Source organism: Variovorax sp. GW823-FHT04F07 (assembly GCF_058795995.1).
Map to the genome: position 1 here is coordinate 95,855 of NZ_JBXAIG010000003.1, position 18,924 is coordinate 114,778.

General features: G+C 70.2%; 16 protein-coding genes. 5 read left to right on the top strand and 11 right to left on the bottom strand.

Translation table 11 applies throughout. From position 1 onward, the window contains the following. Positions 1–6 precede the first annotated feature (6 nt). Positions 7–933 carry a LysR family transcriptional regulator gene (locus AC1RAA_RS15720; RefSeq protein ID WP_492732006.1) on the bottom strand — a complete coding sequence of 309 codons (927 nt, stop codon included), beginning with the start codon at positions 931–933 and terminating at the stop codon, positions 7–9. A 48-nt stretch (positions 934–981) separates the two neighbouring features. Between AC1RAA_RS15720 and AC1RAA_RS15725 the strand changes: the two genes are divergently transcribed. After that, the gene (locus AC1RAA_RS15725) at positions 982–1,506 is read left to right on the top strand and encodes a GNAT family N-acetyltransferase (protein ID WP_492732004.1); all 525 of its coding nucleotides are present in this window, start codon (positions 982–984) and stop codon (positions 1,504–1,506) included. Next, complete coding sequence (locus tag AC1RAA_RS15730; RefSeq protein WP_492732002.1) at positions 1,493–2,812, top strand: MFS transporter; 1,320 nt, start codon at positions 1,493–1,495, stop codon at positions 2,810–2,812. The genes AC1RAA_RS15725 and AC1RAA_RS15730 overlap by 14 nt, the downstream gene beginning before the upstream one ends. Here AC1RAA_RS15730 and AC1RAA_RS15735 read toward each other — a convergent pair. Beyond that, entirely contained in the window at positions 2,730–3,659 is a 930-nt protein-coding gene (locus tag AC1RAA_RS15735; protein WP_492732000.1) for a nitrilase family protein, read from the bottom strand. The genes AC1RAA_RS15730 and AC1RAA_RS15735 overlap by 83 nt on opposite strands. Positions 3,660–3,779: 120 nt before the next feature. Here AC1RAA_RS15735 and AC1RAA_RS15740 point away from each other — a divergent pair, with 120 nt between their 5' ends. Then, the gene (locus tag AC1RAA_RS15740) at positions 3,780–4,238 is read left to right on the top strand and encodes a winged helix-turn-helix transcriptional regulator (RefSeq protein ID WP_095746483.1); all 459 of its coding nucleotides are present in this window, start codon (positions 3,780–3,782) and stop codon (positions 4,236–4,238) included. 13 nt (positions 4,239–4,251) lie between these two features. Here the strand turns inward: AC1RAA_RS15740 and AC1RAA_RS15745 are convergent, their stop codons facing one another. From AC1RAA_RS15745 to AC1RAA_RS15765, 5 genes are all read right to left on the bottom strand, one after another. Next, positions 4,252–5,547, bottom strand: a complete 1,296-nt coding sequence (locus tag AC1RAA_RS15745) for an OprD family outer membrane porin (protein WP_492731998.1) — start codon at positions 5,545–5,547, stop codon at positions 4,252–4,254. Between the two features lie 40 nt (positions 5,548–5,587). After that, entirely contained in the window at positions 5,588–6,769 is a 1,182-nt protein-coding gene (locus tag AC1RAA_RS15750; RefSeq protein WP_492731996.1) for an acetyltransferase domain-containing protein, read from the bottom strand. Positions 6,770–6,845: 76 nt separating this feature from the next. Continuing rightward, positions 6,846–8,120, bottom strand: coding sequence for an AI-2E family transporter (locus AC1RAA_RS15755; protein WP_492731994.1), 1,275 nt, complete (start codon positions 8,118–8,120; stop codon positions 6,846–6,848). Continuing rightward, entirely contained in the window at positions 8,117–8,869 is a 753-nt protein-coding gene (locus tag AC1RAA_RS15760) for a LytR/AlgR family response regulator transcription factor (protein WP_492731992.1), read from the bottom strand. Before AC1RAA_RS15760 ends, AC1RAA_RS15755 begins: the two co-directional genes overlap by 4 nt. Further along, positions 8,866–9,939, bottom strand: coding sequence for a sensor histidine kinase (locus tag AC1RAA_RS15765; protein WP_492732069.1), 1,074 nt, complete (start codon positions 9,937–9,939; stop codon positions 8,866–8,868). The genes AC1RAA_RS15760 and AC1RAA_RS15765 overlap by 4 nt, the downstream gene beginning before the upstream one ends. A gap of 57 nt (positions 9,940–9,996) precedes the next feature. Here AC1RAA_RS15765 and argH point away from each other — a divergent pair, with 57 nt between their 5' ends. Further along, entirely contained in the window at positions 9,997–11,394 is a 1,398-nt protein-coding gene (argH, locus tag AC1RAA_RS15770; protein WP_095746486.1) for an argininosuccinate lyase, read from the top strand. A gap of 33 nt (positions 11,395–11,427) precedes the next feature. Continuing rightward, positions 11,428–12,906 (top strand): rhomboid family intramembrane serine protease, encoded by a 1,479-nt coding sequence (locus tag AC1RAA_RS15775; protein ID WP_159275606.1) that lies wholly within the window; start codon positions 11,428–11,430, stop codon positions 12,904–12,906. Positions 12,907–12,951: 45 nt separating this feature from the next. On the opposite strand, the gene AC1RAA_RS15780 is transcribed toward AC1RAA_RS15775, so the two are convergent. The 4 genes from AC1RAA_RS15780 to AC1RAA_RS15795 form a co-directional block, all read right to left on the bottom strand. Continuing rightward, entirely contained in the window at positions 12,952–14,298 is a 1,347-nt protein-coding gene (locus AC1RAA_RS15780; protein ID WP_159275605.1) for an MFS family transporter, read from the bottom strand. Between the two features lie 428 nt (positions 14,299–14,726). Beyond that, positions 14,727–15,347 carry a response regulator transcription factor gene (locus tag AC1RAA_RS15785; RefSeq protein ID WP_056572153.1) on the bottom strand — a complete coding sequence of 207 codons (621 nt, stop codon included), beginning with the start codon at positions 15,345–15,347 and terminating at the stop codon, positions 14,727–14,729. Beyond that, positions 15,344–17,530 (bottom strand): ATP-binding protein, encoded by a 2,187-nt coding sequence (locus tag AC1RAA_RS15790; protein WP_492731989.1) that lies wholly within the window; start codon positions 17,528–17,530, stop codon positions 15,344–15,346. The genes AC1RAA_RS15785 and AC1RAA_RS15790 overlap by 4 nt, the downstream gene beginning before the upstream one ends. Before the next feature lie 72 nt (positions 17,531–17,602). Further along, positions 17,603–18,904: a hypothetical protein gene (locus tag AC1RAA_RS15795; protein ID WP_492731987.1), complete on the bottom strand. Its 1,302-nt coding sequence runs from the start codon at positions 18,902–18,904 to the stop codon at positions 17,603–17,605. Positions 18,905–18,924 lie beyond the last annotated feature (20 nt).

The window sequence follows — 18,924 nt, forward strand, 5'->3', positions numbered from 1 at the left end:
GTACCTTCAACGGCGGCCGGGCTTCCTGCCGGCCGCCACGATCGCCTCGAGCACCGTGCGCAGCGCCTTGTTGAGCGGCTTGTCGCGACGGATCACCACCGCCAGCGTGCGGTGCATGCGCGGGGCCAGCCGGCTGGCCTTCAGCGCCGGGTGGGCCCCGCGCCCCGCCATCGACATGCCGGGCACCAGGCCGTAACCCAGCCCCGCGGCCACCATCTCCTTCATCGCCTCGACGCTGCCCAGCTCCATCACGGGCTGCGGTTGCAGGCCTTCGGCCGCGAACCAGCGATCGACCAGCTTGCGCGTGTTGGCCGCGGGCTCGAACAGCACCAGCGGCAACGTCGCGAGGTCGGCCGGCGTGACGCGGGCCTTGAGCGGCGCGAGGTCGGCGCGGCCGATGGCGACGAACTCGTCGTCGCACACCGGCATCACGCTCAGCGAACGCCCGGCCGCGGGCAGCGTGACCAGCGCGAGGTCGATGCTGTTGTCTTCCACCTTGCGCACGTGCTCGTCGGTGTTGCCGGTGCTCACCACCACGCTCAGCGCCGGGAAGGCCTCGCGCAGCTGGCGCAGCACAGAGGGCAGGAAGTACAGGCAGGCCGTGGCGCCGGTGCCCAGCCGCACGCGGCCCGTGACGCCGCGCGCGTGGTCGGCCACCGCGTCGACGGCGTTCTCGACCGCGGCCTCGATCTGCGGCACGTGGCGCAGCAGCTCCGCACCGGCCGGCGTGGCCCGCGCGCGCTTGCCGACGCGCTCGATGAGCCGCACGGCGAGCCGGCGCTCGAGCTGGCGTACCTGCAGGCTCACGGCCGGCTGCGACAGGCCGAGCCGGTCGGCCGCGGCGGAGAAGCTGCCGGTGTCGATCACCAGGGCGAAGGTGGCGAGCTGGTCGAGGTTGAGGTTCTTTTCCAAAGTATTCCTTATGCGCTGCATAGGCAGGCCAAGCTTCACTTATCGATCTTGCCTCGTCAAGATCGAGCCATGTCCTCCCCCACCCTTGCTTTCACCGCGCTCGACATCGCCGATGCCGAGCCCCACCACATGGCCCGCGTGCAGGCCATCTACAGCCACTACGTGCTGCACGACCTGTGCTCGTTCGAAGAAGAAGTGCCCAGCGTCGCGCAGATGCAGGCACGCCGCATCGACGTGCAGGAACGCGGCCTGCCCTACCTCGTGGCCCTGAAAGATGGCGAAGTGGCCGGCTACGCCTACGCCGGCCCCTACCGCGCGCGCTCGGCCTACCGGCACACGGTGGAAGACTCGATCTACGTCGCGCCCGAGATGCACGGCCACGGCATCGGCACGGCGCTGCTGCAGGCGGTGATCCACCGCTGCACCGAAGCCGGCTTCACGCAGATGGTCGCGTGCATCGGCCACAGCGGCAACGCGGGCTCGCAGCGGCTGCATGCGCGCCTGGGCTTCGAGACGGTCGGCGTGCTGCGCCACGTCGGTTTCAAGTTCGGCCGGTGGGTCGACACCGTGCTGATGCAGCGTGCACTGCGCTGACCCCACCCCGGCGGCGCCGCAGCGCGGATGGCTCGCGCTGCTGTGCGCCAGCCGCCTGCTGCAGGGCATGATCGTCACGGCCTACTCGGGCGTGCTGCCGTTCATGCGCGACGACTGGCAGATGACGGCCGCGCAGGCCGGTTCCATCCAGAGCGCCTGGCACGTGGGCTACATGAGCTCGCTGTTCGCCGTAGGCCTGCTGGCCGACCGCTTCGGCCCGCACCGCATCTTCGCGATCGGTGGCGTGATCGGCGCAGCCGCATCGCTGGCCTTCGCCCTCTTCGCGCACGACCACCGCTCGGCGCTGCTGCTGTACGGCCTGGCGGGCCTGTGCGCGGGCGCTTCCTACACGCCGGGACTGCAGCTGCTGTCGCTCAACGCCGGGCCGGCGGTGCGCGGGCGCGCGATGGGGCTCTTCCTCGGCGCGGCGTCGATGGGCTATGCGTTGTCGCTCGCGGTGGTGGCGGGCTTCAGCGTGGTGGCGCACTGGCGCACCGGGCTGCTGGTGGCGGCGGGCTGCACGGTGATGGGCGTGCTGCTGGCCCAGCTCGCGCTGCGGCGCATGGCACCGCCTGCGCCACGGGTTGCCGGTGCCCCGCGCGAAGGCGTGCTGCAGGCGCTGAACGCGACCGTGCGCGACCGGCCCGCGATGGCCGGCAACTGGGCCTACGCCTTCCACTGCTGGGAACTCATGGCGCTGTGGGCCTGGCTGCCCGCCTACCTCATGGCCTCGTCGCGCGGTGGCGCGACCGCGTGGCCGGCCGCGGGGATCGCGCTGGCGGCGTTCGCGCACCTCGTGAGCGTGTTCGGCAGCGTGGTGGGCGGCGCCGCCTCCGACCGGCTGGGCCGCGCGCGCGTGATGATGATCGCCACCCTCGCGAGCCTGAGCCTGTCGTTCAGCTTCGGCTGGATGTGGACCTGGCCGCTGTGGGCGCTGGCCGCGATGGCGGCGCTCTACAACCTGCTCGCCATCGCCGATTCCTCGGTCTACTCGACCGCGCTGGCCGACGTGGTGGCGCCGCACCGGCTCGGCGTGGCGTTCTCGGTGCGCTCGGTGATGGGCTTCGGCGCGGGCGCGCTCAGCCCGTGGGTGTTCGGGCTGGCGCTCGACTGGGGGCAGGCGCGGTTCGGCTTCGGCAGCACCTACGCGTGGGTCGCGGCGTGGAGCTCGGTCGGGCTCGGGGCGCTGCTCGGGCCGTGGATGATCGTGCGCTTCGGGCGCCTCAGCGCGGCAGCGGTGCCGCCCCGCGATAGCCCAGCATCGCGTCGTACAGATCGGTTCGCCGGTCGCGGTGCAGGTCGTTGAGCGGCGTCCAGATCGGCGCGGAGCGCGCGGCGCCCAGGTCGACATCGGCATAAAGGATGGTTTCTTCCTCGGGCCCGGCGATGCGCCCCATCGGCCAGCCGTTGGTGCCCGCGATCAGCGAGTTGCCCATGAAGCCCGTGCCGCGCTCCTGGCCCACGCGGTCGGCAGTGGCGATGAAGACGTTGTTGGCGTGCGCGGCCGTCATCGTCAGGTAGGCCGCCATGCACACGCCGCTGGCGTCGTACAGCGGAGGCGGCGTCCAGACCCAGCCCGTGGGCACGCAAATGATGTCGGCGCCCTGCTGCGCCACGATGCGCGGCGCCTCGGGAAACCAGATGTCCCAGCACACGAGCAGGCCGATGCGGCCGATCTTCGTCTCGAACACCGGGTAGCCCTCGTTGCCGGGCGTGAACCACAGCTTCTCGTTGTTCCACAGGTGGGTCTTGCGGTAGCGGCCGATGTAGCCCTCGGGGCCGACGAGCACGGCCGTGTCGAACAGCTGCATGCCGTCCTGCTCGGCCAGGCAGCCGACGAGGTACACGCCGTGCTTTGCCGCGAACGCGACCCAGCCCTGCACCGTCGGGCCGTGCGGCACGGGCTCGGCATGGGCGAAGGCTTCGGCGCGGCCGTTGAAGCAGTAGCCGGTGGTCGCCAGTTCGGGCAACACGATGAGCTGCGCGCCGCCGGCCACCGCAGCCTCGAGCTGTTGGCGCACGGCAGCGGCGTTGCGCGCGAGGTTCTCGACGCCGACCTGCGGGTCGAACTGCACGACGGCCACGCGCACGGGGCTGGCGCGCAGGCCGGGCACGGCGTCGCCGCCGGAGGGAATGTTTACTGGGACGGTCATGGCCATTTCAGGTTTCAAATTAAAACCATGTGGATGCTAGTCGCATTGGTTTTAATTTGCAACTAATCAAGCGCTACGGTCTAATCCCGCCATCCCAGGGACGCACAGGACAAACACACGATGGCCAGGAGAAAAAGTCTGAGGTTCGACGCCTGCCCGATGGCGCGCGCCCTCGAGATCGTCGGCGACCAGTGGTCGCTGCTGATCGTGCGCGACGCCTTCGACGGCATGCGGCGCTTCGGCGAGTTCCAGCAGAGCCTGGGCGTGGCCAAGAACATCCTGGCCGACCGGCTGAAGTGGCTGGTGCAGGAAGGCGTGTTCGACCTCGTGCCGGCCTCGGACGGCTCGCTCTACCAGGAGTACGCGCTGACGGCCAAGGGCCGCGGCCTGTTTCCCGTGGTGGTCGGCCTGCGGCACTGGGGCGAGGCGAACCTGTTCGCGCCGGGCGAGCCGCATTCGGTGCTGCTGGAGCGCGAGAACGGTGAGCCGGTAGCGCCGATCGACCTGCGCACGCGCGACGGCCAGCCGCTCGACCCCGCCGCGACCTTCGTGAAGAAGCTGCCCGTCACGGCCCCCTGACAGCGCCACCCGCTCAGTCGTTGCCGATCGGGTACTCCAGCGCGACGCGGATCTGGCGCGTGTTGAGTTCGGCCTGCGCCTTGTTGTTGCGGTGCTCGCCGTAGCGCAGCAGGAAGGCCAGGCCCTTGGCGCTGCCTTGCTGGACCGTGTAGCGCAGCCAGAGGTCGCGCTCCCAATGCCGGCCGCCCTGCCCGTAGCCCAGCCATGCGTAGCCTCCGCGCGGCGGCACGCGGCTGCCGTCGATGCCACTGCCGCGGATGTAGGCCGCGCCCAGGCTCAACCCGGGCGCACCCCAACGCGCGGCATCCACTTCGTACCGCAGCTGCCACGACCGCTCATGCGGCGCATTGAAGTCGGACAGCTGCGCTGCATTGCCGAGCCAGACGGCGCCGCGCGTCACGTAGTCGAACGGCGTGTCGCCCGCGACCTTCTGCCAGCCCAGGCCCACGCGGTGGGGGCCGTGGGTGTAGCTGGTCATGAGGCTCGCGGTGGTGTTGTCCACCGGGCCGGCCAGCGCGCGGCCCGTGTCCTTGCTGCGGTACACCTGCAGGTCGAAGGACAGCGCACGCTTCTCCGGGAGCGGCACCGTGTAGTGGGCGCCCAGGTAGCCCGTGCGCCAGGTGTCCTGCAGGCGTGCGACATAGGCCGTGAGCGACAGCGAAGCGCTGCCCTTCCAGGTGCCGCCGGCAAAGTCGAACACGTCGCCGCGCGGTGACTTCGGGTCGAGGTAATTGACGATCAACGGGTGGTTCGTGCCGCGCGCATGGCGGTCGGTCGACCCGGTGAAGCGGCCGGCCTGCAGCGTGAGCGTGTCGAACTCGCGGCTCGTCAGCAGCCAGCCGCGCATGGTCTCGGGCAGCAGGCGGGAATCGGACGCGCTGAAGACCGGCGTCTTGACGCGTTGCTCGCCGACCGTCAGCACGGTGGCGGAGATGCGCGCCTTCAGCGCCACGCCGCCGCGCGCGATGCCGTCCTGCGCGTAGCCCGCGCCGTCCACCGGCAGCATGCGGATCTTGCCGACGCGCAGATCGTCGCCGTCGAGGCTGCGCGCGAGCGAGGCATGCGCGTCCACGCCGAAGCCGATCCAGCCCGGCGTGAAGCCGGACGCGAGGGTGCCCATGACGCCGTAGCCCCACTCCTGCGCGTAGTCGCTGCGCCGCGCCTTCGGCAGCGTGGCGTTGCGCCCGCCGTTGCTGCGATCGCCGTGCAGGTAGCTACGGTGCTCGTACACGCTGCGCTGGAGCACGTGCCAGCGCGTGTCCTCGACGAAGCCACCGCCTTCGGCCGCCAGGGCGGACGTGCCCAGCATGGCGAGGGCCGCGCCGCAGAACCGCCTCATCGCCAGCCGCTCACAGGTACTTGAGCCACGCGATGTCGCGGCGCCGCGCCTTCAAAGCGGCGAAGGCGCGCACCGCCGGATACAGCGCGAAGGCCAGCACCCCGGTGACCAGCCACACCATCCAGACGGCGTCGAAGCCGAACAAGCGGCCCTGGTTGGGGCCCCAGACCGCCTCGGCCCCCAGGTAGAGGAACTTGAGCACGTACAGGTGCAGCACATAGAAGAACATGGGCGCCGCGCCGAACACGGCCAGCGGTGCGAGCCAGGCCGCGCCCTGCCGGCGCTCGAACAGGCGCAGCAGCCACAGCCCCACGCCGAGCGTCAGCGCGATGAACAGCAAGGACGGCGGGTACTTCGTGACGTTGAGGAAGGCCATCACGGTCGTCAGCGCGCTGTCGCCTGCTGCCCAGGGCTTGTCGCCGTAGGCATTGAGTGCGCGCAGCGCCACGAAGCCAATGAGCAGGCCCACGGCCCACGCGAGCAGCCGCCGCTGGCGCTGCGGCGCATCGGCGCCGGGCAGGAACCACGGCCCGGCGACATAGCCCAGCGCGATCACGCCGATCCACGGCAGCAGCGGGTACGACGTGCGCAGCCTCAAGGCGTCGGACAGCTCGATCCAGCCCCGGTCGTGCAGCACCGCCCAAGGCACGTGCAGCACATGACCGACGGGAAAGTGCACGCCGTCGAGCAGGTTGTGCCCCGCCACCAGCACCACGCCCCCCACGACCAGCGCCCGGCGCGGCAGCCACACCAGCGCCGACAACGCCAGCATCGACAGCCCGATCACCCAGATCACCTGCAGGAACACGGTGGCCGGCGGGAACTGGAAGGTCCAGGCAAAGTTGACGACCGTGACCTCCAGCAGCACGAGGAACAGGCCCCGTTTCCACAGGAACGAGGACGCCGCCGCGCGGCCGTCCGCCTGCTTCGCGCCGTAGAGAAAAGCCGACAGCCCGGTCAGGAACACGAACACCGGCGCGCACAGGTGCGCCAGCAGGCGGCCGAAGAACAGCGCCGGCGGCGTCTGCGCCACGAGCATCGGGTCGGGCACCTGGTGGTGCAGGTAGAAGGTCTCGCGCACGTGGTCCAGCAGCATGAACAGGATCACGAGGCCGCGCAGCGCGTCGATGGAGAGCAGCCGGGCCGGGGCGCCGGCCCCGGGTGGCAAGGAAGCGGATGGTACGTCGGGCATTTAATTATTGCGAATTGATTCGCAATAATTTACAGCATCGGACGATGCACCCTCCTGAAGGGTCTGAAGGGCCGGTTCATTCGCCGAGCAGTTCGCCGATCGGCTGCAGGTCTTCCACCCGGTCGCAGATCGACTTGATGACCATGGTGATCGGGATGCCCAGCAGCAGCCCCCAGATGCCCCACAGCCAGCCCCAGAAGATCACGCCCACGAACACCGCCACCGGGTTCATGCGGCTGGTGCGGCTGGTGAGCCAGGGCATCAGCAGGTTGCCCACCACCGTGTGAATGGCCAGCGACACGCCGCCCACCAGCAGCGCCATCTCGATGCTGCTGAACTGCAGGAAGGCCATGAGCCCCGCCGCCACCAGCACGATCACCGAGCCGATGTAGGGAATGAGGTTGGTCACGGCCGCGATGATTCCCCACACGGCCGCGTTCTCCACGCCGAGCAGCCAGAACGCCAGGCCGGTGGTCAGCCCCACCAGCCCGCTCACCAAAATCTGCACCAGCAGGTAGCGCTCGATGTTGCGCGTGATGTCGTCCAGCACGTGCACCGTGACCTTCTTCTTCTGCAGGCTGGGCCCGGTGATCTTGATGAGCTTGCGCCGGAAGGTGTCGCCCGAGCACAGCGCGAAGTAGGTGAGGAAGGCCACCAGCGTGAGCTGCCCCAAGGCGTTGAGCAGGCCGACGGTGCCGCTGAGCAGGTAGTCGCGCACGTTGAAGCCCGGCCGTTCGATCACGACGCGCGCCACGCCCTTGCGCGAGGCGACGCGCGCGGAGTTTTCCTCGGCCGCTTTCTCCAGCTGCGCGGCGGCCTGCTGCACGCTGTCCAGCGGCGTGGCGCTGGCGTTCTTGTCGCGGCGCATGGCCTGGCCGAGTTTTTGCGCGGCGACCGGCAGCGAGTCGAGCAGCTGCGAGGCGCTGCCCGAGAGCGAGTAGCCGGTCCACCCGAGCCCGCCGAACAGGCCCAGCAGGATCGCCGCGGCGCCGATCCAGCGTGGCACGTACCAGCGGTGCAGGCGCTCGACCAACGGCGACAGCGCGTAGTTCAGCAGCAGGCTCAGCATCAGCGGCACGAACACGGCCTGGCCCCAGCGCAACGCGAAGACGCTGGCGAGCACGGCCAGCACCACCAGCGAGGCGCTGCGCACGTCGACCGGCATGTGCAGCACGAAGCGCCTGCGCAGGGCGGAGGTCGCCTCTTCGGCGGTCGCGCTCGGCTCGACCGGCGCAGCGGGCTCGACGGGTTCGACCGGCGGCGGCGCCGGAGCGGGTGCAGGCGGCGGCTCTTCGGCGGCCACCGGCCGTTCAGGCGCCGGCTTCGGGCCGGCCGGGGTGTCGTCGGTCATCGCGATTCCTTCAGCATCTCGCGCACCGCGGCCAGCTGGCGGCGCGACACCGCCACGGGCTCGGGCACCGAGTCGAGCCGCAGCGCCCAGCCTTCGGCGTCCTCGCCGTCGTCGTAGCGCTCGAGCGCGCGGATGGCCGCGCGCGCCACCAGCGCATTGCGGTGCACGCGCAGGAAGCGGTTCGGGTAGCGCTCCTCGAAATCGTTCAGCGAGCCATCGAGGATGTGGCTGCGCGTGGCGGTGCGCACCGTGAGGTACTTGTATTCGGACTTGAGGTAGAGCACCTCGGACAGCGGCACGCGCTCGGCGCGGCCCCGGTCCTGGATCAGCACGCACTCGGGCGTGGCCTCGGGGGCCGGCTGGGCGGCGCGGCGCTCCTTCAGGAAGCGCTCGACCTTCTGCAGCGCCTGCTGCAGCCGCTCGGCGCGCACGGGCTTGGTGAGGTAGTCGACCGCCTCCAGCTCGAAGGCCGTGACCGCGTGGCTGGCATGCGCCGTCACGAACACCACGGCCGGCGCGTCGGGCCGGCTGCGCAGCGCGCGCGCCACCTCGATGCCGTCGACACCGGGCATGTGCACGTCGAGCAGCACCAGGTCCAGGTCCATCGCGGCCAGGTGGGCCAGCGCCTCTTCGCCCTGCGCGGCCTCGGCCGTCACCTCGGCGGCGGGCGAAGTGCAGTCGCGCAGCAGCGTGCGCAGGCGCGAGCGGGCCAGGGCTTCGTCGTCAACGATCAGGGTCTTGAGGCTCATGATTCGGCGGGGATGGCAATGCGTACGCGGTAGTTCTTCTGGTCCATGCCGGCGCTGAACTGCATCTGCATGTCGTGCAGCAGGCGCAGCCGCTCGCGCACGTTGTCCAGGGCGATGCCGTGGCCGCGCGGCAGCGGCTCGTCGGCCCAGCGCAGCGGCGGCAGGCTGTTGACCACCTCGATCACGACCATGCCGCCGCGCCGCTCGGTGCGGATGCGCAGCTTGCCGCCGTCGGGGCTGGGCTCCACGCCATGCTTGATGGCGTTCTCGACCAGCGGCTGCAGCAGCAGCGGCGGCAGGCGCGCGTCGCTGGCGGCGGCATCGAGGTCCCAGCGGATGCGCAGGCGGTCGCCGAAGCGCACCTGCTCGATGGCCAGGTAGCGCTCGGCCAGCGCGATCTCGTCGGCCAGCGTGCCCGATTCGCCCGGCACGGTGAGCGCCTGGCGGAACAGCTCGGCCAGGTCTTCGAGCATGGTCTCGGCCTTGGCCGGCTCTTCGCGCACCAGCGCGATGGCGCTGTTGAGCGTGTTGAACAGGAAGTGCGGGCGGATGCGCGACTGCAGCTCTTCGAGCCGGGCCGTGGTCGCGGCCGGCGTCTGGCCGCGCGCGCGCAGCACCATCGCCGCCATCACCAACCCGGCGAACAGCGCGCCGGCCAGCGCGCTGGCCAGCCAGGGGGCGCTGGCGATCACGCCCGTCAGGCGCAGCAGGCCGCAGCCATAAAGAGAGGCCACGGCGCCCAGCACGGCGCCCGCGGCGTACTGGCCCGGGGGCGGCAGGCGCCGCAATTGCTTCTTGAGCCCGCAGGCCGCCACCAGCCACAGCAGCGTGGCGGGCAGCGCGCCGCCGGTGACCGTGGCCGCCTGCACCAGCCATTCGCCGAAGGTGCCGACCACGAACAGCGTGGCCACCGCCACCACCGCCTCGACGAACACCACGGTGCGCAGCACCACGCCGATCTGGCAGGCGTCGAACAGCGCCGGACCGCCGCGCACGGGCGCGCGGGCGCGTTCCGGCGACGCGGCGGACGTGGAGGGGGAGCTGGCCGATAAAATCGCCGGGTTGCGCATCGCAGACATCAGATCCATCGGGTGACCAACCCATTATTGCCTTCCTGGACGGCTCCCATGACCCAAAACCAACTCGACAAGAAATCCGAAGCCTGGTCGGCCCTGTTCTCCGAACCGATGAGCGACCTGGTGAAGCGCTACACCTCCAGCGTCTTCTTCGACAAGCGCCTGTGGCAGGCCGACATCGAGGGCTCGCTGGCGCACGCCGGCATGCTCGCGGCCCAGGGCATCATCAGCGTGCAGGACCACGCCGCCATCGAGCGCGGCATGGCGCAGATCCGCGGCGAGATCGAGGCCGGCAGCTTCGAATGGAAGCTCGACCTCGAGGACGTGCACCTGAACATCGAGGCCCGCCTGACCCAGCTCGTGGGCGACGCCGGCAAGCGCCTGCACACCGGCCGCAGCCGCAACGACCAGGTCGCCACCGACGTGCGCCTGTGGCTGCGCGGCGAAATCGACCTCATCGGCGACCTGCTGGTCGAGCTGCAGAAGGCGCTGGTCGACATCGCCGAGAAGAACGTCGAGGTGATCCTGCCCGGCTTCACCCACCTGCAGGTGGCCCAGCCCGTGAGCTTCGGCCACCACATGCTGGCCTACGTGGAAATGTTCAGCCGCGACGCCGAGCGCATGGGCGAGGTGCGCAAGCGCGTCAACCGCCTGCCGCTGGGCGCCGCCGCCCTGGCCGGCACCAGCTACCCGCTGGACCGCGAGCTCGTGGCGCGCACCCTGAAGATGGACAGCGTCTGCCAGAACAGCCTGGACGCCGTGAGCGACCGCGACTTCGCGATCGAGTTCACCGCCGCCGCCAGCCTGTGCATGGTGCACGTGAGCCGCCTGAGCGAAGAACTCATCATCTGGATGAGCCAGAACTTCGGCTTCATCAACATCGCCGACCGCTTCACCACCGGCTCGTCGATCATGCCGCAGAAGAAGAACCCCGACGTGCCCGAGCTGGCGCGCGGCAAGACCGGCCGCGTGGTCGGCCACCTGATGGCGCTCATCACGCTCATGAAGGGCCAGCCGCTGGCCTACAACAAGGACAACCAGGAAGACAAGGAGCCGCTGTTCGACACCGTCGACACGCTCAAGGACACCCTGCGCATCTTTGCCGAGATGATCGGCGGCATCACCGTGAAGCCGCAGGCCATGGAGGCCGCCGCGCTGCGCGGCTACGCCACCGCCACCGACCTGGCCGACTACCTCGTGAAGAAGGGCCTGCCCTTCCGCGACGCGCACGAAACCGTGGCCCACGCCGTGAAGGCCGCCACCTCGCACCAGGTCGACCTGTCGGAGCTGCCGCTGGCCGTGCTGCAGCAGTTCAACCCGAACATCGAAAAAGACGTGTACGACGTGCTGAGCCTGCGCGGCTCGCTCAACGCCCGCAACGTGCTGGGCGGCACCGCGCCCGTGCAGGTGAAGGCCCAAGTCGCCCGCCACCGCGCGCGCCTGGGTTGAAGCCCGCGGCCACGCCACCGAGGGCCGCGCTTCATGTTCTACGCCATCCCGCTCGAAAACAAGCCGAGCTGGCGCAACCCGCCGTGGATGACGGTGCTGCTGATCCTCCTGAACATGCTCGTGTTCTGGGGGCCGCAGCGCAGCGAAGACAACGGCCGCGAGCGCGCCGCGCAGTTCTACGTGCAGAGCGTGCTGCCCGAGCTGGAGCTGCCGCCCTTCGTCGAGTGGCTCGAAAAGACCGACCCCAAGCGCGGCAAGCTGGCGCGCCGCATGCTGGCGCATGAAGAGGCCTACCCGCAGCTGCTCGAAGGCCTGCAGAACGACCAGCCCTTCCTGAAGAAACTGCGCGCCGACCAGGTCGTGACGCCCGCGAACCCGCGCTTCGACGAATGGCAGCGCGACCGCCGCCAGTACGAGGCGATGCTGCCCGCGCCGTTCACCGCGCGCTGGTCGCAGGACTACGGCAAGGACGCCGAATTCAAGCCCTGGACCTGGCTCACCGCCGCCTTCCTGCACGGCAGCACGGGCCACCTGCTGGGCAACATGCTGTTCCTCTTTCTGTTCGGCTTCTCGGTCGAGCTGGCGCTGGGGCGCGGCACCTACCTGAGCTTCTACCTGCTGGGCGGCGTGGGCTCCGCATTGCTGGCCGGCTGGGCCTATGCGGGCAAGGGCGGCTACGGGCTGGGCGCCTCGGGTGCGATCTCGGCGCTGATGGGCATGTATGCCGTGATGTACCGGTTGCGGCGCATCCGCTTTTTCTACCAACTGTTCTTCTATTTCAATTACGTCACGGCGCCCGCCCTGCTCTTGCTGCCGGCCTGGATCGCCAACGAGCTGGTGCAGCACTGGATCGGCGGCCAGGGCATCGCCTACATGGCCCACCTGGGCGGCCTGCTGACGGGCGCGGCGCTGATGGCCGGCGCGATGTGGCTGGGCCGCGTGAAGACGCCCGAGACCGTGAAGTCGGAAATGGTGACCGACGACCACCGCTTCGACCAGCACGTGGCCGCCGCGCGCAAGCTGTCGGCGGCCATGAAGTTCGAGCCCGCGTGCGTTGAATGGCGCGCCGCCGCCGCCCTGCGCCCCGGCGACACCGACACGCTGCGCGCCTGGTTCCACACCGCGCGCCTGCAGCCCGCGAGCGACGACTTCCACCAGGCCGCGCGCCGCATCTTCCGCCTGCCCGCCACCGACGCCGACACGCTGGCGCTGCAGCACGCCAGCTTCACGACCTACCTCGACCAGGCCAGACCCGGCGTGCGCCTGAAGCCCGACGACATGGCCCGGCTGGCGCGCCGCTTCGCGCGCATCCGCCAGTTCGGCGATGCCGACAAGCTCTGCCGCATCCTGCTGAAGACCGCGCCCGACCATCCCGAACTGGCCGACACGCTCTCGGTGTGCGCCAACGGGCTGCTGCATGCGGGCGAACGCGATCGCGCCCTGGGCCTGCTGCCGCACCTGCTGCGGCTGGCGCCCAACGACATGGTCACGCGCGCGTTGCAGCGCACGTAAAAAACCCGGCGCGAGGCCGGGTTCGTTGATGAAGCGCCGCTGCGCTTACTTGTCGTTGTGCAGGTAGGTGGCCTGCTTCGGCAGCAGCAGGCTGACCAGGAAGGCCACGCCCATCATCGCCGTCACGTACCAGTAGAAGTACGACTCGTGGCCGATCGACTTCAGGCCCAGCGCCACGTACTCGGCGCTGCCACCGAAGATGGCGTTGCCCACCGCGTACGACAGGCCCACGCCCAGCGCGCGCACTTCGGGCGGGAACATCTCGGCCTTCACGATGCCGCTGATCGAGGTGTAGAAGCTCACCACCGCCAGCGCCAGCGTGATCAGCACGCCGGCCATCAGCGGGCTGCTCACGCTTTGCAGGTTGCTCAGCACGGGCACCGTCATCAGCGCGCCCAGGGCGCCGAACAGCAGCATGTTGCTGCGACGGCCAATGCGGTCCGACAGCGCGCCGAACAGCGGCTGCATGCACATGTACAGGAAGAGGCACGCCGTCATCACGTTGCTGGCGGTCTTGATCGACATGCCGGCCGAGTTCACCAGGTACTTCTGCATGTAGGTGGTGAAGGTGTAGAAGATCAGCGAGCCGCCGGCCGTGTAGCCCAGCACCACGAGGAAGGCGCGCTTGTGGTGCTTGAACAGTTCCGCGACGCTGCCGGCGCCCTTGGCGGCGCGGGTCTTGGTGCTGGCGGTCTCGGTCAGCGTACGGCGCAGCATCAGCGCCACGACGGCGGCCAGGGCACCCAGCACGAAGGGAATGCGCCAGCCCCAGGCCTTGAGTTCGGCCTCGGTGAGCAGCTGCTGCAGCACCACCACGGCCACCACGGCCAGCAGCTGGCCGCCGATCAGCGTGACGTACTGGAACGACGAGAAGAAGCCGCGCTGGCCGCGCATCGCCACTTCGCTCATGTAGGTGGCGGTGGTGCCGTACTCGCCACCTACCGACAGGCCCTGCAGCAGGCGCGCGGCCAGCAGCAGCGCGGGCGCCCAGGCGCCGATCTGCGCGTAGGTGGGCAGGCAGGCAATGACCAGCGAGCCGACGCACATCATGACGACCGAGGTCACCATCGACGTCTTGCGGCCCTTGCGGTCGGCCAGCCGGCCGAACAGCCAGCCGCCGATCGGACGCATCAGGAAGCCGGCGGCGAACACGCCGGCGGTGTTCAGCAGCTGGACCGTCGGGTCCGACTTGGGGAAGAACGAGGGCGCGAAATAGATCGCGCAGAAGGCGTAGACGTAGAAGTCGAACCACTCCACCAGGTTGCCGGACGAAGCGGCGAAGATGGCGAAGATGCGCTTGCGCTTTTCCTCGAAGGTGTAGGGAGTGGTGTCGCGGGTCGCGTCCGGGATGGAAGCGCCGGCGCTCGTGCTGCTGCTGGCAATGGCGGTCATGCGGGGGGTCCTTGTCTCTGGCTGCAGCCCCCGCGAAGCCCGCGGAAAGCCGTGCCGGGGAGTCTGGTCCGCCGGGGGCGCGCTGTCGTCCGTAGGGCCCCCGCCGCGGGACTGCGTACCGGTACGCAGGGGTAAACCCTAAGTTCTAGCCGGAGGTTCGGGCGCTTTCAGGGCGACGCTCCCGCCGACGGGGCACCTTGCTCCGCGAATGTCCCCCGGGCTTCGCCCTCCTCCTTGATTTCGCTGCGCAAGGCGCCCCATCGGCGTGAGCTTGTTCAGTGCAGTCGTTGATCGGGCCAGCACAACGGCAGCGCCCAGCGTGCCCAGGCCACCGGGTGCTTCCCGCAGCGAAATCAAGGAGGAGCCGAAGGCGGGGGACATTCGCGGAGGGAAGTACCCGGTGGCCTGGGCACGCGCCCCGAACAGACCTACAACCCGTGCTCGCGCAAGAAGCGATCCAGCTCCAGGCTGCTCGAAAAGCCCAGCTTCGCAAACATGTGCGCCCGGTGCGTTTCCACCGTGCGCAGCTCCAACGGCGCGAGTTCCTGCGCGATGCGCTTGTTGGGCAGGCCTTCGGCCACGAGCCGGGCGACCTGCATCTCGCGCGGCGTGAGCTTGGCCCACAGCGCCTGCGCGGCCTGCCGGGCCTGGCGGCGCACGGCGATCTCTTCGGCTTTCTGCAATGCCTTGGCGATGCTGTCGAGCAGGCGCTCGTCGTTGCAGGGCTTTTCCAGCCAGCCGAAGGCGCCGTTCTGCACCGCCTCGACCGCCATCGGGATGTCGCCATGCCCGGACAGGAAGATCACGACCAGCGGGCTGTCCTGCGCGCGCAGCGCATCGAACACCTGCAGGCCGCTCATGCCCTCCATGCGCAAATCGAGGATGGCGCAGCCCGGGCGCTGCAGGTCGGCGCCGGCCAGGAAAGCCTCGCCCGAGGCAAAGGCCTGCACCGCATGGCCGCGCGACAGCAGCAGCAGGCCCAGGGAGCGGCGCACGGCCTCGTCGTCGTCGACGACGCACAGGTGGTTGGCAAGCAGGGGTGCGTTCACGGGGAAGCCTCCAGTTCGAGGGTGAAGACCGTGCCGCCGCCAGGCCGATCGGTAAACGACAGCCGGCCGCGGTGGGCCTCCACGATGGTGCGGCAGATGTTCAGGCCCAGCCCGAGCCCGCCGGCCTTGGTGGTGAAGAACGGCGCGAAGACCTGCTCGGCCAGCGCGGCGTCGATGCCGGGGCCGTGGTCGGCGATGCGGATGTGCACGCGGCCTTCGCGCAGTTCCGCCTCGACCTCGACCACGCGCCGCTCGGGCGGCGTGCCCTGCTGCATCGCCTGCAGGCTGTTGGACAGCAGGTTCAACAGCACCTGCTCGAGCAGCACGCGGTCGCCGCGCACCGGCGGCAGTGCGGGCGGAATGCGCACCTCGGCGCGCACCTGCCGCTGGCGCATCTCGCCCTGCAGCAGCGCCAGCGCATTGGTCACCAGCGCGGCCACGGCGCAGTCTTCGGTGCCGGCGGTGCGCTGGCGCACGAAGCCGCGGATGCGCCGCACGATCTCGGCGCTGCGCTTGGCCTGCGCCACGGTCTCGTCGAGACTGCTGGCCAAGAGCGGCTGGTTGCCCTGCGCGGCGAAGGCCTTGGCGGCGCTGGCGAAGTTGCTCAGCGCCATCAGCGGCTGGTTGAGTTCGTGGGCCAGCGTGGAGGCCATTTCGCCCAGGCTGGCCAGGCGCTGCGCGTGCTGCAGTTGCTCGTCGTTCTGGCGCTGGCGCAGCTCGGCGCGCTTCTGTTCGGTGATGTCGACCACCGAGCTCATCCAGCCGCTGTGGCGGCCGTCGGCATCGATGAGCCGCGCGGTGTAGACCATGGTGATGACCTCGTGCCCGTCGCGGTGCCGCAGGCGCGACTCGAAGCCCGAGCGCGCGGGCTGCCCGCTCATCATGGCCTCGTAGTGGAACCAGTGCTGCGTCACGTCGTCGGGGTGCCAGTAGGGGTACGGCGGCAGCCGCCCCAGCAGCTCGTCGGCGCCGTAGCCGGTCATCTCGCAGAAGGCCGGGTTGACGTAGATGATGCGGCCCTGCAGGTCGCGCGCGCGCATGCCGACCAGCAGCGAGTCTTCCATCGCCTTGCGGAAGGCGTGGGCCTGGTCCAGCTCGTGGGTGCGCTCGCGCACGCGCAGCTCCAGGTCGCGCCGCGCGTCGCGCTGCTCGGCGAAGCGGCGCTCGCGCAGCCGCCAGTACAGCGCGCCCAGCAGCAGCACGCCGGCGCCCAGCAGGCCGAGCATCCAGGTGCGCTCGCGCGCGCGGGTGACTTCGGCGTGGTCGGCCATCACCGTCAGGGTCCAGCCCAGGTCGGGCAAGGGCTCGTCCACGGCGAGAAAACGGCGCGCCTTGCCGCCGACCGTGGTGCGCACCAGGTAGCCCGGCGCGCCCTCGATGTGTTCGACGCGCCAGGGCAGCGGCGCGAAGCGGGTGCGCGTGCCGTACTGCTGGTCGTGCTTGATGCCGGCCAGGTCGGCGGGGCTCAGCGTCCGCGTGGCCTGGTACATCCAGCCCGGCACCGAGCTCAGGAACACGATGCCGCGCGCGTCGGTCAGCAAGATCGGATCGCGCACGAAGGCCCAGGCGTCGTGCAGCTGGCGCAGGCTGACCTTGACGGTGACCACGCCCAGCACCTCGCCGCCGCCCTCGGCGCGCACCGGCGCCGACATGAACAGCCCCGGCTCGCCCGTGGTCTGGCCCACGCCGTAGAACAGGCCGCGCCGCCCGGCCCGTGCATCGAGAAAGTACGGCCGGTTGGCGTACGACTCGCCCACGAAGCTCTGCGGCGTGGCCCAGTTGCTCGCGGCCAGCGTGAGGCCCTGCGGGTCGGTGAGGTACAGCGCGTCGGAGCCCGCGAGGCGGTTCACCTCCTCGATGTGGTGGTTGGCGCGCTGCCGCGCGGCGGGGTCCTGCGGGTGGGCCAGCACGGCCAGCACGTCGGGGTGCATGCCGGCGGTGAACGGCAGGTAGCCGTACTTGCCGGCGGCGTCGCGCAGGCCGAGCACATGCACTTCCATGGCGCGGCGGATCGAGTCGGCCTGGAAGTTCGCCTCGCGCCGTGCGGCCCACTGGCCGGCCACGGCGATCAGCAGCAGCGCCAGCGCCACGGCGCCCGCCCAGGCCACCAGCGCGCGGCGGCGGGAACGCGTGGGGGCAGAAGAGGAAGCAGGAAGGGACGGTTCGGGCGAAAGGGGCGGCATGGGAGGCAGGTCCGCAGGTCCGGCCGGCGCGGCGTGCGGAATTTTGCCTTGATCCGCGGGCCGGCCCCCCTCTCAGGCCGCCGGCCGCAGCAGCCAGCGCACTTCCTGCGTCTGCTCGCTCTCGGGGTAGCGGGCCTCGAGTGTGGTGAGGATCGGCTGCGCCATGTCCGTGCGGCCCAGCCCCTGCACCAGCGCGCGGGCCGCCAGCTCGTAGGCCTGCGGGATCGCCGCGTGGCCGCGAAAGCGCTTGTCGAAGCCCGACAGCAGCGCCAGCGTGCCGTGCGCGTCGCCGCCACGCCATTCGGCGCGGGCCATGGCGATGACCATGGCCGGGTCGTCGAGCACGAAGGTCTTGTCGATCGCGCGGCAGGCCTTGAAGACCTTGAGCGCGTCCGACGTGAGGTCGCGCCGCATCAGCAGCGGGATGAAGCGGCGCGCGTGGTCGAACAGCGTGTCCTTCTTCTCGGGCATGAGCGCCAGCACGCGATGGTAGCGGCGCTGCGCTGCCAGGTCGTCGGCGTCGGCGGTGCGCTGCGCCTCGTAGGCGATGCCCAGCGCGGCGGCCAGGTCGCCGTCGGTGATGCACTGCGCCACCTCGGCGTCGGTGCGCTGCGCGGCGATCTGCGCGGGCGTGCGACGGTCGGCCGGCGCGCCGATGTCGGCACCCGCGCCGGGCACGAGGTCGATGCCGAAGGCGTCGTGGTGCTGGTACATCACGTAGCCCAGGAGGCTCGCCATCACCCAGCCAAAGTAGATGAACGCGAAGTTGACGATCGGCAGCACGATGCGCCCGTCGAACACCGGCAGCACCATCGAGATCGCCACCTGCGCGCCCGTGCTCAGCAGGAACAGGAAGAAGCACAGCAGCGCATAAGGCCAGCCGATGGTGCGCATCGCGTCCATCACGTAGCCCGGATTCATCGCCTGGAAGAAACTGCCCGACTGCACCAGGACGATCACCGCCGCCGGGAAGGTGAAGGACATGATGAAGAGGCCCACCGTGCCCAGCACCGGCTCGTACCAGGCGAGCCAGCCGATGAGCATCGTCTGCACCAGCGAGATGGCGAAGAGCTTCCACGGCAGGTAGGTCCACTCGTCGCTCGATTCGCGCCCGAAGTCGGCCGAGTCGCGGATGCCGCGCGCGCCCAGCGCAATGACCTTGAAGCCGTAGCGGCTGGCCGCCAGGATGATGCCGACCTCGATGACGACGAAGGCCAGCGCATCGGGCAGGAAGAACACGGCCTCGAACAGCAGGCTGCAGAACGACAGCACCAGGCCGTAGGCCAGCGGCCGCAGCTGCAGCGGAAAGGCGAAGAAGCTGTTCAGGCGGTGCCAGAACGGCGGGGGCGGCGGCAGGGAGTCGCGGTCGATCATGGCGGGGCCTGTGGCGTTGC